The sequence below is a fragment of the Leptolyngbya sp. 7M genome, assembly GCF_018128485.1.
Window position 1 is genome coordinate 205,832 of the sequence record NZ_CP070897.1, and the last position, 13,806, is coordinate 219,637.

A 13,806-nucleotide genomic window follows, 5' to 3' on the forward strand; every position below is an offset into this window, starting at 1 on the left:
TAAGTTTCAGAACTCCAAAGAGTCGATCTGTCCCTGATTGAGAATTCCATTGATCCTCATTCTTCTATCTGCCACTTGTTTTCGTGTTTCAGAAAAGTCTACGGTTTTCGGCAAAGCGACCCGATTCGCCGGTGCCTGTCCGAAGGCATATTCTTTTGCGAGCGGGCTTTGGTCCGGACCATCAGGAGAGTCCCGGTAAGGGGTCAAGCGATGATTCCTCTTTGCTTCAAGCTTTTTTCTAAAAGCACTTTCGGCGATCGGTCGCGGATTCTTGGAGCAAACGACTACTCGGATAAGCGAGGTTCCTCGACGCCCATATTCCGAGATGCATGTATAACTTACGTCATCCTCTTCGAGAAGAAAGATATTGAAGACCTTATCGCTGTTCCGAGACGGGTTGCGGTAGTGCAGATACTCTGCTTCGACTATTCGGGATGACATTGGAATATGTTTTTTCGATGGGAATCCGCTGTCTGACGAGCGATGAAAGCGCTACCACAGATCATTTGGTTCAAAGCTCCAGCGCCGACAGGCGATCTTCGTCCAGAAGTTTCTTCGATTGAACCGAGGTTAGGCGAAGCAGATCGGTTATCGCCGTTCGCATTTCTTCGGGAGATCTTTGCTTTACTTCGCGTCCGGCCGCACTTTCGAGTTTGCCCAGCACTTCTTCGAGCGAGGTGTCGCCGGTAAAATTCATCAGCTGATACCACTCGCACATCTGTCTTGCTCGCTTCGCAAGAGATCCTGGAACGAATTTAGCGTCTTTCATCCTTTCGGCCATTTCCGTGGCTGCCTCGAAAAGCTTCGCAGTGATCTGAGCAAACCCTTCCTTGACCGGAGACACGGCTTCTTCGGCCTCCCGTCGGGCAGCCTCGATCTTCATATTACGGATGCGTTCCTTTACTTCACGCTCTCGACGGGTTTCGTCTGCAAATTCATCGACCTTCAGTTGCTCGATACGACGTTTTGAATCAAGCTCAAGCTCAAGAGTTGTGCTCTCAGCATCAAGTTTTGCAGTTTCGAGCGCCAGGTTTCGGGCAAAGTTACGCTCGGCGATCATTTCCGAGCCGAGTACGATGACTTTCGGCTTCATTGTTATCACAAGGCCGTCGCGGATCATTTCCTTGGTCGGCACGATGCCAAGTGCTTGTGCTCTCACTGCTTCGATGAACTCATTTCTGTTGAATGGTTCCGAAACCGTCGCCTGAAATCGATCTGCCGAGTCTTCTGCAAGGGCGTGAAAACTGTCGGTCAAAAGAGCGAGTATTTCGTCGTATCTTTCGAGAACTTCCGCCTTTGCAGCGGAGAGCGTTTCGCATGCCCGAAAGTATGCGTGCTCGAACTGCTCGAATGCTGTCCACGGAATCCATTTATACTCGCTTGTGCCCCAGACGGTCTCGCATAGAGTGAAACGAAAGCCATATCTATTGAGAGCGTTGTGGGCTTGTGCCGCACCTCTCATCAGCTTGTTTCGATAAACGTCCGGCAGCAATCCGGCTCTTGGCGGACTGACACGAACGGCAGCATTCTCAGGCAGCTGAACTCCGAGCGTTTTCCATTCAAGTTGCCGGACGAGACTGCCAAAACCCCGGCAGTCGATATTCATAAAGATGCCTTCGCTCTCAAGCGTTGAGAGATCGAAAGGCAGCGATTCGACTTCACCCGCTTCGATCCCCAGTTCTACCGCCGCTCTTTCCTTTCTTTCATCAAGCCGGCTAAGGACATTGCGAACGATGTCCGATCGTGAGGGAACATGAACGGACGGTATGCTTTCAGGAGTCTCCGAAACATCCGGCACTTCAGAACTGTTGGATGGGGCAGAAGCCGGTAGTATATTCGGCTCGACACGTTCGCTCGGACCAAAGATATTCTGTAGAACCGACGACGCCAGCGAATTCCGGTCTGAAACCGCACCCGGACTGTTTGTACTCTGGTTGTATAGGTGAGTTTCCATGTTAACACCTTCTGCCAGCCGCCTGTTTCCTGATTGCCTGCGTAGAATTAGAAATGACATTTGCTAAACGGCACTGGTTCGAAATATATGTCCCGCTCGACCCTGAAACCGCTTACTTCCACTTCTTCGAGTTCGCTCAGCGCAAAGTATCCCCATTCACGTTCGAAACCGGCTACATGGCCATAGAACAAGAAGTCATCTCCTTCTGGCCCGCCTTCGGTGACGAACCAGGTCCATCCGGAAGCCGTAAAGAAAAACCTGGCAAATACTATCGGATCGGGAACGTCTGCTTGCTCGCGCAGTTTGGGTAATGCACTCCTGAGAGCGTCATCGAGAAGTCTTGGCATTTTGCTCATTCTCCGTCGGAACTGCGGCTGCGATCTGATCCGGTGTGCAGTACAGTGAACGGCTGGTACCGGTTTCAAGATCGAAGTAGCTCGCGAATCGCTTTAGAGACGTGGTAAGAAACATCTCGGTCAGCATTTCGGCGATCTCGATGGCGACACGCTGATTTATGTTCAGACTCTGCTCGCCGAGGCGAACTCGATCAGGGCAGGAAAGTCTTTCACGATCCTGTGACGTAAGAGTCGTCTCTGCTTCAAGAAGATCGGGATGGACAAGCGAGGGAGCGGGAAGAGAATGACACAGACTAGTTCCCGTGAAATGCTGATCCGGTTTTGTCCGCTTTGTATTCGAGCCTAGCAATACTTGGCCCGATGATCGTCCATTGCCACCATCTATCCACCATAAGTTTGGAGTATCCGATGAACCGTATCTCCGATTCATATCGATCGCGTTATGAATATCACGTCGGGCGAAATGGTTATCGACACAGCCGACGATCATCGTAAGAGAACGGTAATCGTTCATCGACGGTTTAAGATGTTTCTCGGCGTCAAACGGTTCGGCCGCATAGTGGCACTCGATTCCCCATGCAAGCGCTATCCGCGTCGCCAGTGTTTGAGCCTTGAACCTTCCGATCTCTGCCGCACAGAAATTGCTTCGCGGGATGTTGCCGCCTTCTACTACATCGGGATCGACTATCAGCATGTCGACCGGCTTGCTTTGCTGCTGCTTTAGTTCGAACATCAGTCTTGCGATAGCCGGGATCGCAAAAGACCCTGTTCCGCCCGCTCCGACTACGACAAATCGTAAACTGCTGTACTCTCTCGGCATCACTACGGCGGCCTGAGAGAAAGTAAGATCGATACTAGTCACGACAACATCTCCGCAAGCGCGTCTATCTCATTCAGATCGATGATCCCTTCGGGAATCTCTCCGACCCAGACGGCCGGGATCGGGACAAGGTGGTTATACACCCCGCAGCGGAACCTTATCTTCGGCTTATCGTGAACATCGATCAGGATGGCAAATATTCTGAACTTGCCCAGTTCATCCTTATCATCCGCAGAACTAAAGTTAAGTGCTCCGGGCGGATGCGTGTGAAGTTCGATACATGCCTCGGTATATTCGGGCAAGCTGTCGTCAGCGATGGTTGCGACGGGGCTTGAATTGCGGCCGGCAGGCTGCCATTTCCACTCACGCTGCGCATCATCCCAATAGACCAGATAAACTCCCTCCTTGAATGCCGAGTATGGATTCTCGTTTTGAGCGTGTAAAAGAACCTCCTGCCATAGCGCATTCGGAACACGTGGTTTGTTCCATGAGATACCTATCGACGCATTCGGCAGCCCCCATATCTTTTGCAGGCTTAGCGGTAATGAGACCGAGAACTCACGGCGTTTCGCACGGATAAACAGACCGTTCCCGGCAAGCAAATACTCGTAAAGAGCCGCATCGATGGGATCGTTCTCACTTACAGCGATGCGATGCCCGACCAGTTTTGGCGGTAAATGAGGGTTCGATGACATAGATGAAAAACTGAGGTTAGAAACGACCGTCGTATCGCCGCTGCTCGACGATCGACTCCCATGCATTTGCGATTGTATTGTGCGACGTAATAAGTTGGGGCGTCGGAAACTTCTTTACTTTGTCCGCCGCCAGTTTTATAAGCAGATCGCGAACATCACGAGGCTCAGTTTGACATCTGTTGCTCGTATGATCGCCATTGAACGGGGCATCAAAAATTAGGTTCCACACCCTCTGAAGGGTCGATGGATGCGTCTTGGGAACCTCGTTCTTACCAAAACAGATCTTCCCGGCACCGATATTCGGGAGCGGTGCAGCCGCGAGCCGGGTCTTTTCGGAAATGTTCATTGCGGACGTTGCCCAGAGATAGTAGTCCCTGCCTTTGCCGAGAAGGATCAGGGTGGGCAGAGGAACCGCGATGTTTTTTACGACCCCATCCGAAAATGCAACTGTAATGTTCCGCTTGCCCGCCGGGAGATAAGAGAGAATGGCATTCCCGTCCACGGCTTCGCGATATCTGAGCAGTCTTCTATCAAGCCATCCGGTATCGGTTTGCAGGTCCCGAAATGCACGAGTCACCTGCACACTCGACAAAGCCTTCAGGCCGTGCCGGTTCTCGCCAAACGTCTCAAACAGATATTGCCCGGGAAGAAAATAAAGCGCTGCCGAGGCATCCGGAGGGATGACATTATTTTCCATAACTCATTTAGTTCCTGTTAGGATCTGAAACGGCGGCGTTTAACGAACATTCACGGCACTGTGGCTTGGCTGATTCAATGCGACCGGTCGCCCGTTTTGCGTTATGGGTCTGACATTCCCGTTCTTTGCCGAGGCAGCATTGCCATCGTCATCGGCATCCGCCACGATCCCGACAATAGCGGCAAGGCCGTATCTCCTGCCGTAGGTCATCGCCGAGCCTACGCCTTGCGGATCGTTCTTGGAGAGAGGCAGACACAACTCGCTCTGGATCCACTGGCCTGATTCGTGGATAAGGATCGTCTCGACTATGAGGGTATTCTCCGCCCCGACACTGTTGCCCTGGATCACGCATAGCCCGTTTTTAGCAAGAAGTTCCCTGCAGCTTTCCCAAACGGAACTGAGATCGGCGTATGTAGAATTGAAGTACGGGTTTGTCGAATCGCGTTTTGCAGGCGTCAGTTCGGCCTGTACCAACATTAGGGCCTTTGCGAGATCGCAGATGCTTTCGCTTTTGTTCATTGAGTTATACTCCGTTTTGTAAGGGTGAGAGTAGTGTCGTCAGGAAGATTCCCGTTGTTCCAGAAGTCGATGAGTGCCGACAGCATCTTTTTCGGATCGGCCTCGATCAATACGTCGAGAGTGTCAAGTCGGTCGAATGCTTCAAGCGCGGCTTTGTATTCACGGCTCAACTCTTCTATCGTTTCGCGGTTGAATTCGTACCAATCCGCCATCTGGCAGTAATCGCTGTCAAGCCATGGATTCCCGGTCGAATGGTCAACCAGTCTCAAAAGACCGCCAAGAACGCAGTCGTCTCTTTGCCAGATGCTTTGGTGGGGCGCTTCTTCAATTGCTTGGAAATCGCCCGCGGACACTCCGAAGTTTCGTTTGAAGAAACCCCAGGCATCATCCCGAAGAGCGGCACGGTTATTGAGGCACCACCGGAATTCATGCTAGTTGTCAGCTACAATCCGGGCTACCAATCGATCCTGAAAGACCTGAAGCAATCGACCCGGCAGCGTTTCGTCGCAATGGAATTTGACTATCCGGACGCGGAAGCGGAAAGAGAGATCGTTGCAAAGGAAGGCGGTGTTGATAACGCAACAGCTGCGGATCTTGTTCAGATCGGCCATAAAGTTAGAAATCTACGCGGGCACGGGCTTGAGGAAGGTGTTTCAACGCGTCTGCTCATCTATGCCGCGCAATTGATAGCTAAAGGAATATCGCCCATTGATGCTGCGGAGGTCGCGATATGTTCACCGATAACGGACGACCGGGAGCTTCAACGCTCGATCCGGGAGATCATTACTACCATAATTTAAAATTTAATGCCAAATCTGTTCGTAGTCGCACATTTGATATCAAAAAAAGATACTATCAGCAAAACGCACGAGACTTTGCTAGGCCTTTTAGAGCCGACACGTGCGGAAGCAGGGTGTATCCGATATGATCTTCATCACAATACTTCGGATCCGACCGACTTTACTTTCATTGAGGAATGGATCGATGACGCGGCGCTTGATGCACATCTTGCGTCGGAGCATCTACTCACAGCACGTGAGAAACTTGCTGACCTATTGGCCGAACCGGCAGACATACGGCGGTATCGAAAGATAGGCTAAGCAGCTCTTGCTTTTTATCTTTCTAAGAGTTCGACACCAAACAACTAAGAAGATGACGAACCGCAGAGAATTTCTCAAGACGATCGGTGCCGCTTCGCTTGGTATCGCGCTTGCCCCGAATGTTTTCACGCAGCGACGGCGTTCGTGCGTGGTCGTAGGGTCGGGACTTGCGGGACTTTCTGCGGCCTTGAGACTTAGAACGGCCGGCTGGAGTGTGACGGTACTTGAGGCACGCAACCGCATCGGAGGCCGTGTCTTCTCACACGTGATGCCGGAAAGCGGCGGGCTGATCTGTGAACTCGGGGCGGAATGGGTCGGAGAAAGCCACGAACGCATTATTGAGCTGTGCAGAGAATTTGAGATACCGCTGCAGAAACATCAATTCGAAGACTATCTTCTAAGAAACGGAAAAGTGTCGCGGCCCGGTGAATGGGACTTTTCGCCGCAGGCAAAAGCGGCATTCGAAAAAATGATCGCGGACTATGAACGGCTCACGGCTTTGCAAAAGCAAAGGCTTGACCGGACCGATTGGTGGACACACCTCTCAGATATCGGCTTCACGCGTGATGATCTACTGCTTCGTGACCTGGCGGACAGCACCGATTTTGGCGAATCGATCCGCCATGTTTCGGCATTCTCCGCTCTTGCGGAATATGCGGAATCCAGCCCGAAGAATGAGATGGACTATAAGATGACGGGTGGGAACTCGCGGCTGGTTGATGAATTTATCAAACGTATCGGCAAGGAGAATATACGGACCGGAATGAAGGTCTCGGAGATAAACCAGCGTGCAGGGACAGTTACGGTAAAAGCGGGTGAGGAGAGTTTTCGAGCCGATGCGTGTATCTGTACGGCGCCGGTTGCAAGCCTACGCAAGATCAAATTCAACCCGCCGCTCCCGGCTGCACAGCGCGAAGCTGCTCAAAGGCTGAATTATTCAAGGATCATCAAGAATTCCGTGCTTTATGAAGAGAGATTCTGGAAAGACGATGATTTTTCTATGATCACCGATACCACCTCACACTATTATTTTCACTCTACTCAAAAGCAGCCCGGAACACGGGGGATCTTGACTGCCTATGCCATCGGTGAAAAGGCAGACGTGCTTGCTTCGCAGGATGACCCACGGCGTAAAAATGTGATAACGCGTGACCTCATCGACTTTGATCCGAAAGCTCCTCGTCTTGCAAAAGGTATCGCATCATACGCATGGCAGCGTGACGAATACACAGAAGGTGCGTACGCACTTTATCGGCCGGGACAGTGGTTCGGCATTCGTCCCGTCCTGGCTCGGCCACATCTAAAGGTGCTCTTTGCGGGCGAACATATCGCTGATTGGCAAGGATTTATGGAAGGCGCTGTTAATACCGGAGAAGATGCTGCCAATGCTTTGATCAAGTAAGGATGCGACCCACCTATCTGTTAACTACAATTTAACACTCCTTTCACGCGCAGTTAACCCCGACGGCATATTCTCCCTCTTGCTATCAAGACATTCAAAATATCTGGATCTCTGGCGGTCCGCGCTCTCCGATCAAGGGAGAACGACCGCCACAACACATTTCCATTAAAGAAGTAAAAACTAAGGAGCAACGATGAAAACGGAATCTATCGCAAAAATCCTTTTAGCGATCTTCGTCCTTTTCGGCACACCAACGGTGTTCGCACAGGCGACCGGCGGTTTGGCTGGAACCGTCCGCGACCAGAGTGCGGCGGTGATTCAGGGAGCAACTGTAACGGTCAGGAATACCGCAACTAATTTTACACGCACGGTCGTTACCAACGATGACGGAAGATGGTCACTGACGCTTTTGCCCGTCGGTGTCTATACGATCGCCTACGAAAAAGACGGCTTCAAAAAGAGCATTAGCCAGCCGACCGAGGTAGAGGCTCTGGTTACACGTACGGTCGATGTAACGCTAGAGGTCGGGGCAACCGACGTATTTGTTGACGTAACAACGGATCAGCCACTTGTGCAGACGGAGAGTGCCGCAGTAGCACGGCAAATATCTGGCGAACAGCTGATCAGAACGCCAACCTCAGTACGAAGTTTCACGGGTTTGCTTTCCTCTGAAGCCGGCGTATCTTCCGGACTTTCACCTGTCGGAGTTGCGAGCAACGGAAACATTTCACCTTCGGTCAACGGAACCAGAACGACCTCGACCAGCTTGTTCTTTAACGGCATCGACGCGACGAATATCACCAGCAATGAGGGCTCGTTGACCGATAATATCTCGCCCGCTCCGGAAACGCTTCAAGAAGTAAAGCTGCAGACATCTCTTTACGACGCATCGACCGGAAGAAGCGGAGGCGGAAATTTTCAGCTTGTAACTAAATCAGGCGGAAATCAGCTGAGCGGTTCGGTTTACTATTACATGCAGCACAAAGCATTGAACTCAAACGAATTCTTCCTAAAAGAAGCAGGAGAGGAAAAGCCGCAGGCAGATCGCCTTGAGACCGGATTCACGATCGGGGGCCCGATAGTAAAGGATAAGTTCTTCTTTTTTGGCGGGTATCAGTTTACAGATGCGAAAACAGGTCTCGTTCCAACAGCACGGACTCGCACAGTGTTGCCGCTCGCACTGAGCGTGCTTGGCGAAAATCGCTCGCGGGAAGCGATCGCTGCCGCCTTCAACCAGTTCAACGGTTGCTCCGGAGCGAACTGTCTTACAGCGGCTGATATCAGCACTGTCGCGTTCAATATCTTTAATCTCCGCAATCCGGTCACAGGCGGATTCGTGCTGCCTTCTATCTCAAATTTCCGTCCGCTTGGGATAGTTGATCAGGCCGGTACCGGAACATTCCAATTCGGCAACTTCCCAGGTGTGAGCAGCCGAACGATCCAGCGCAACAATCCGCTTGTCGAGGTGATCGACGTCATTCCGGCAAAGTTCCGGCAACATCAGTTCACAACGCGGCTCGATGGGCAGCTTTCAAAGAACAACACGCTTAGCGGAACACTCTTCTGGGCGAATTTTCCGGGCCTCGATCCGTTCCCGGATCCAAGCAGCTTGGCCTCGCCGTTCACACTTCGCCGGGCGGACCGCAACCGAACACTTTCGATCGGGAACACACACGTATTTTCACCGAATTGGATCAACGAGGTTCGTTTTGGTTATTACTACCTGAACAATACGCGTCGACTTGATGACCCATTTCTCGCACCGGAGCTGAGCAATGCGGCGATCGGCGTGAACAATCCGGCATCAACGTTCGATCCAAGTCCTGCAACGACACGGCTTGGCCACTACATTGGCCGCAATAACATGGCGAATTTTTCGTTCGGCGGCCCTAATGATTCCTTCAACAAAAGAAAACAGGTTACTTACAGCATTGGTGATAACGTTACGTGGAATCGCGGAAATACCACGTTCAAGTTTGGCGGCGAATACAAATCGCATCAGTATGATAGTGATTTGCCTGAAGAGCAGGCGACAGAATTCGAGAAATTCGATTCTTTCACACAGCTTTTGACAGGCAACGCCACCGAAGCCGACACACAGTACGGCATCACCTTCAAGGAATTTAGATTCCAGGACGTAGGGCTTTACTTTGCTTCAGACTGGAAGATCAATCGCCGCCTGACGATGAATCTCGGCCTTCGTTATGAACTCTTTATGTGGCCGACCGAAAAGAACGGCTACATGGGTAATTTTGATCTTGAACCCTGGTTACCTTGCTTTACCAAGAGCGGCGGCACCAACGCTCTTTGCGACAATCCGGCTCCCGGTTTCCTTGTTCCGAGCAATGCAAAGCTCACAGGAAACCCAGTGGTAGATGGCGCGATAGACGTAACGCAGCGTGCGAGCACCAAGCATACGCTCAAGAGCCAAGACACTAACAATTTCGCACCGCGTATCGGGATCGCATATGCCGCGACCGATAAACTCGTGTTTCGCGGCGGCTACGGCCTGTTCTATGACAGACCGTCTGCTGCATTCATCAACACGATATTCTCGAACTACCCGCATCTTCGTGAGGTAGAGATAACCGTACCGAGCGGAAACGTGCCGATCGCGACGGCGTTCTCTGGTGTCCCGACCAATATACCGCTGAGTGCGTGGCTGCCGTTCCGCATCATCCGTTCGGCAGGTGCGAACGGAACATATCAGATCCGTGACAACACGCCGGTCTTTGTGGATGCTCGAGGAACACCGCAGGGCGCAGGATGCGTCCCGGCTACCGGCTTGAATTGCATCCGCGGAAATATCGCTGAGACCTTCGAGTTTCGTGCGATAGATCGCAACCTGCGTACGCCGTATGTTCACCAGTGGAACTTCGGTATGCAGTATGAGCTGATGCGAGACCTGATGTTCGAGGCACGCTACGTCGGCACAAAAGGCAAGAACCTTTTGATCGCACGTGCATTGAACCAGGGTTTTGATATGAACGACCCGAACAATCCGGATCACATCTACGAACGCTTCAATCAAGCATATCTCGCAGCCGGCGCTCCTAATGGTCCATTGAACTCGGGCTCGACCGCACGCGAACGCGGTATCGGGCGTGCGTTCGGTTTTCTTAATCCGGTAACCGGCCAGATCGACCTGAATCTTGCGAATGCCGCCGGAGCCGTGATCGGGTTCGAGGCAAGGGTTCCGATCCTTGGGTTCAATGTTCCTGAAGCTCTGCTTCTTGAATCAAAGGGCTATTCGGATTACCACGGTGCCCAATTCGGCCTTACGAAGCGTCTGTCACGCGGGCTGCAATTCAACGTTGCTTACACGTTCTCGAAATCGATCGACATAATGTCGTCCGATCCGGGAAGCACAGCCGGCGGCGGAAAGCCCGACGTTCCGAATACAGGGTTCATCGCTCAGGGAAGTTCGTATGATCTGAGAAATAATCGAGGGGTTTCTGATTTTGACCGCACACATCGTTTCAGCACGAACTTCGTATGGGACATCCCGACCGGCGGTTCGAACAATGCCTTCGTTAAGGGCTGGTCGATCTCCGGGTTCTTCCAAGCCCAATCGGGCACGCCGTTCACGGTGTTTGCCTCTGAGCCCGAGATCGCAAATGCTTCGCAATACACGAACCTGACCAGAGGGTCGGGCGGGCTTCTGCGTCTTGGCTTTGGCCGACCGAACATCGTTTGTTCGACCAAAGATGCGATCCGTGAATACAGTACCAGCAACCTGAATGTGATCAACAGTTCGTGTTTCACATCGGCATTAGGGTTGTTCGGAAATCTTGGTCGGAATACGTTCCGCGGCCCGCTTCAGAGCCGATTTGATATGAGCTTTGCCAAGAGTACGAAGATCAACGAAAGGATGAGCTTCGAGCTTGGCTTTGATCTGTTCAATGTGTTCAATCGTGTGAACTTGGCGAATCCGAACAGCGATCTTCAGGACGCCACCGATTTCGGTACCATTACCGAATCGCTGGGCGGTCCCAGGGTCGGGCAATTCCGGGCAAAGTTCCGCTTCTGAGACTCAATTGACGAACGAAGGGTAGGCTTTGCGAGGCTCGAAAGAGCCTCGCGTTTTTATTATTGCTTTGCAGATTCAGCGGTTTATAGCGGTCTGCCGGTCGCGCGGATCGTAAGGGGTTGCCTGATATCGCTTTATTGCTTCCTGGGCATTATCGTAATCATCACCAAGTTTTTCGGCACGCGAATAGGCTGCAACGGCCCGCGTCCTATCGCCTTTTGCGTCGTATGCGTTGCCCATCTTTATCTCCGCCCAGACGTGCAGCCACGCAGGCCGTGCAGAGCCCTGAACGCCGAGGTCGCGAGTAGCTTTGAAATTATCTATTGCAAGGTCGTAATTACGCTGTTCAAGGAAAAGCAGTCCAAGGTGATAGTAAACCCAAGCATTCGAACGGTCGAGCTTAAGGGCCTCTTCGAACTGCGTTTGGGCATCGGCATAATTGCCGTCCTTCATCTGTTCGATGCCGCGTCTTGCGATCGCAGAAACACGCAGATCTGGTGAGATGCGAAGCAATTTATATCCAGGATCTATTACCACCTCAAGCGGCTTGCCGTCAGATTCAATATTGAAATCAGCGCTCGCCTCGTCCATCTGTAAGGTAACGACCTTGCTTCCGCCTTCACCCTCATATCTAAGCTGGACCTCAACGGGAAGCCGGAGATTATCATAATTCTGTTTCACGGTTCCGCGGGCAACGAACTTCCCTCCGCGTGTTCGTATGATCAAATAATCAGCGGTGAATTCAGGCACGCCGGTGCTTTCGACCCAGCGGGCAAAAAAGTAGCGCATATTCTCGCCGGAGATCCGCGAGACAAGCCTTTCAAAATCATCGATCGACACATTCTTGCCTCTGTTTTCGTTCAGATGGGTTCGAAGGAGTTCGCTGAATTTCTGGTTCCCGAGCGTATCGCGCAGGAGTTTGAACACAAAGGCCCCCTTTCCGAACATGATGTATTGATAGGCGGTTGATTGATCGTCCAGATTCGCCGGGGTTCTAAGCAGCGAGGCTGTTTGTTCAAAGGTGAGTGCTTTTTCCAGGAATTCACGGCGAAGATCATCCAGCCGTGCGCCCGTCAGCATACTTTCCCGAAGTGCAAAAGCAGAATACTCTGCAAGTCCCTGCGAAAGCCAGACATCATCGAACGACTTTAGCCCAACGGTCTGTCCCCACCATTGATATGCCGCCTCACGCTGCAGGCGCTCTTCTGTAACGCCGCGAGCCTGCTCAAATTGCCTTGAAGAAATGAAAAGCATTCCTGGAGCGGAGTAAAAATCAAGGCTCTCATCATCGATCTGGGCTACAACGAAGCGGTTCCCCATATCCGGGCGCCCAAAGGTGCGTGTGTAAAATTCCAATGCCTTGCCGAGCGTCTCAGCATATGGCTGAATAAGCGAATCGCTGCCCGGACGTGTGTTGAACTGAATCTCATATTCGCCGAACCGCAATTCACGGGAAAGAAACTTGCCGTAGGCGAGGTTTCCGATAAGCCCGGGGCGTGTATTGACGAAACGATATTTTCCGCCTTGCAATGTAACGGGAAGATCGCTTGACCCGACAACCTGAAGTCCGGAAGGGATCGCGATGTTGATGTCCGCAGTGGAGCGGTCAGCAGCATAATTATGAAACGGGAACCAGCGTGCCGCATACATCAAATAACCTTCTTCTGCTCCAATAAATGCAAGTCGGCGATTGAGCAAAGGGCCTCCCGCCGGCGTATTCAGCACACCGCTATATTTGAATCGCAGCGTTACCGGCGCGCCGCCCGGCACCGTTTCACCAAGATCAATACGGACGTTTGGCCCAAGATCGGATACACCAACCTGGTCCTGCACGAAATTTATCTGCGGTCCTGAAGGTGTTGGCGTAGGCCGCGGCGCCGGACGTCTTCCGGCAGGTGTCGGCGCCGTGATGGGTTGGCCCTGGCTTTCGTTTAAGCGCGTGATCGATTCGACCTTCAGCGATCCGTTTAGCTCAAAGGCTACCGACCGAGTATCTTCCTGCGGCGTGAATGTAACATCCGCAGTTGCCGAAAGCTTGTTCTCGATCGGCATTAGCTCGACATCGATCCTGTAATGGGAAACGTCAAAAGGCGTCCGCCTTGCCTGTTGCGCTAAGGCTGAAAGGCCGAAAGCTCCTGACGAGATGGCCGCGATGACGACGGCGGAAATGATCCTGGACATTTTATTCGATGTAAACACGTTAATTTATATGGTGCGAAGGTTTGATGTTCGC

Annotated in this window: 13 protein-coding genes; 4 read left to right on the plus strand and 9 right to left on the minus strand. The window is 52.1% G+C overall.

Translation table 11 applies throughout. The features are described from left to right. Window positions 1-6: 6 nt before the first annotated feature. The 8 genes from JVX88_RS00940 to JVX88_RS00975 all read right to left on the minus strand — a co-directional run bounded on the left by JVX88_RS00940 (window position 7) and on the right by JVX88_RS00975 (window position 5,310). Entirely contained in the window at window positions 7-441 is a 435-nt protein-coding gene (locus JVX88_RS00940; protein WP_211624881.1) for a hypothetical protein, read from the minus strand. Between the two features lie 70 nt (window positions 442-511). Next, window positions 512-1,954, minus strand: a complete 1,443-nt coding sequence (locus JVX88_RS00945; RefSeq protein ID WP_211624883.1) for a hypothetical protein — start codon at window positions 1,952-1,954, stop codon at window positions 512-514. A gap of 47 nt (window positions 1,955-2,001) precedes the next feature. Next, window positions 2,002-2,301 (minus strand): DUF2958 domain-containing protein, encoded by a 300-nt coding sequence (locus JVX88_RS00950; protein ID WP_211624885.1) that lies wholly within the window; start codon window positions 2,299-2,301, stop codon window positions 2,002-2,004. Further along, the gene (locus JVX88_RS00955; RefSeq protein WP_211624887.1) at window positions 2,282-3,172 is read right to left on the minus strand and encodes a ThiF family adenylyltransferase; all 891 of its coding nucleotides are present in this window, start codon (window positions 3,170-3,172) and stop codon (window positions 2,282-2,284) included. Before JVX88_RS00955 ends, JVX88_RS00950 begins: the two co-directional genes overlap by 20 nt. Beyond that, complete coding sequence (locus JVX88_RS00960; RefSeq protein WP_211624889.1) at window positions 3,169-3,825, minus strand: hypothetical protein; 657 nt, start codon at window positions 3,823-3,825, stop codon at window positions 3,169-3,171. The genes JVX88_RS00955 and JVX88_RS00960 overlap by 4 nt, the downstream gene beginning before the upstream one ends. Window positions 3,826-3,841: 16 nt before the next feature. Next, the gene (locus JVX88_RS00965; RefSeq protein ID WP_211624891.1) at window positions 3,842-4,522 is read right to left on the minus strand and encodes a hypothetical protein; all 681 of its coding nucleotides are present in this window, start codon (window positions 4,520-4,522) and stop codon (window positions 3,842-3,844) included. 39 nt (window positions 4,523-4,561) lie between these two features. Then, window positions 4,562-5,041: an ERF family protein gene (locus JVX88_RS00970; protein ID WP_211624893.1), complete on the minus strand. Its 480-nt coding sequence runs from the start codon at window positions 5,039-5,041 to the stop codon at window positions 4,562-4,564. Beyond that, the gene (locus JVX88_RS00975; protein WP_211624895.1) at window positions 5,038-5,310 is read right to left on the minus strand and encodes a hypothetical protein; all 273 of its coding nucleotides are present in this window, start codon (window positions 5,308-5,310) and stop codon (window positions 5,038-5,040) included. Before JVX88_RS00975 ends, JVX88_RS00970 begins: the two co-directional genes overlap by 4 nt. On the opposite strand from JVX88_RS00975, the gene JVX88_RS00980 reads away from it, so the two are divergent. The 4 genes from JVX88_RS00980 (at window position 5,293) to JVX88_RS00995 (ending at window position 11,573) form a co-directional block, all read left to right on the plus strand. Then, window positions 5,293-5,841 carry a CbbQ/NirQ/NorQ C-terminal domain-containing protein gene (locus tag JVX88_RS00980; protein ID WP_211624897.1) on the plus strand — a complete coding sequence of 183 codons (549 nt, stop codon included), beginning with the start codon at window positions 5,293-5,295 and terminating at the stop codon, window positions 5,839-5,841. The genes JVX88_RS00975 and JVX88_RS00980 overlap by 18 nt on opposite strands. A gap of 6 nt (window positions 5,842-5,847) precedes the next feature. Beyond that, a complete protein-coding gene (locus JVX88_RS00985; protein WP_211624899.1) occupies window positions 5,848-6,141 on the plus strand; it encodes a putative quinol monooxygenase in 294 nt (97 codons plus the stop codon). Window positions 6,142-6,193: 52 nt separating this feature from the next. Beyond that, window positions 6,194-7,543 (plus strand): flavin monoamine oxidase family protein, encoded by a 1,350-nt coding sequence (locus tag JVX88_RS00990; RefSeq protein ID WP_211624901.1) that lies wholly within the window; start codon window positions 6,194-6,196, stop codon window positions 7,541-7,543. A gap of 193 nt (window positions 7,544-7,736) precedes the next feature. After that, window positions 7,737-11,573 (plus strand): TonB-dependent receptor, encoded by a 3,837-nt coding sequence (locus tag JVX88_RS00995; protein ID WP_211624902.1) that lies wholly within the window; start codon window positions 7,737-7,739, stop codon window positions 11,571-11,573. Window positions 11,574-11,648: 75 nt separating this feature from the next. Here JVX88_RS00995 and JVX88_RS01000 read toward each other — a convergent pair whose 3' ends face one another. Continuing rightward, window positions 11,649-13,754, minus strand: a complete 2,106-nt coding sequence (locus tag JVX88_RS01000) for a M1 family aminopeptidase (RefSeq protein ID WP_211624904.1) — start codon at window positions 13,752-13,754, stop codon at window positions 11,649-11,651. Between the last annotated feature and the right edge of the window lie 52 nt (window positions 13,755-13,806).

Bases quoted from the DNA above. Each gene is read 5' to 3' on its own strand.
- JVX88_RS00940 (WP_211624881.1), bottom strand. From the start codon at position 441: ATGTCATCCCGAATAGTCGAAGCAGAGTATCTGCACTACCGCAACCCG.
- JVX88_RS00945 (WP_211624883.1), bottom strand. From the start codon at position 1,954: ATGGAAACTCACCTATACAACCAGAGTACAAACAGTCCGGGTGCGGTT.
- JVX88_RS00950 (WP_211624885.1), bottom strand. From the start codon at position 2,301: ATGCCAAGACTTCTCGATGACGCTCTCAGGAGTGCATTACCCAAACTG.
- JVX88_RS00960 (WP_211624889.1), bottom strand. From the start codon at position 3,825: ATGTCATCGAACCCTCATTTACCGCCAAAACTGGTCGGGCATCGCATC.
- JVX88_RS00965 (WP_211624891.1), bottom strand. From the start codon at position 4,522: ATGGAAAATAATGTCATCCCTCCGGATGCCTCGGCAGCGCTTTATTTT.
- JVX88_RS00970 (WP_211624893.1), bottom strand. From the start codon at position 5,041: ATGAACAAAAGCGAAAGCATCTGCGATCTCGCAAAGGCCCTAATGTTG.
- JVX88_RS00980 (WP_211624897.1), top strand. From the start codon at position 5,293: ATGGTCAACCAGTCTCAAAAGACCGCCAAGAACGCAGTCGTCTCTTTG.
- JVX88_RS00985 (WP_211624899.1), top strand. From the start codon at position 5,848: ATGCCAAATCTGTTCGTAGTCGCACATTTGATATCAAAAAAAGATACT.
- JVX88_RS00990 (WP_211624901.1), top strand. From the start codon at position 6,194: ATGACGAACCGCAGAGAATTTCTCAAGACGATCGGTGCCGCTTCGCTT.
- JVX88_RS00995 (WP_211624902.1), top strand. From the start codon at position 7,737: ATGAAAACGGAATCTATCGCAAAAATCCTTTTAGCGATCTTCGTCCTT.
- JVX88_RS01000 (WP_211624904.1), bottom strand. From the start codon at position 13,754: ATGTCCAGGATCATTTCCGCCGTCGTCATCGCGGCCATCTCGTCAGGA.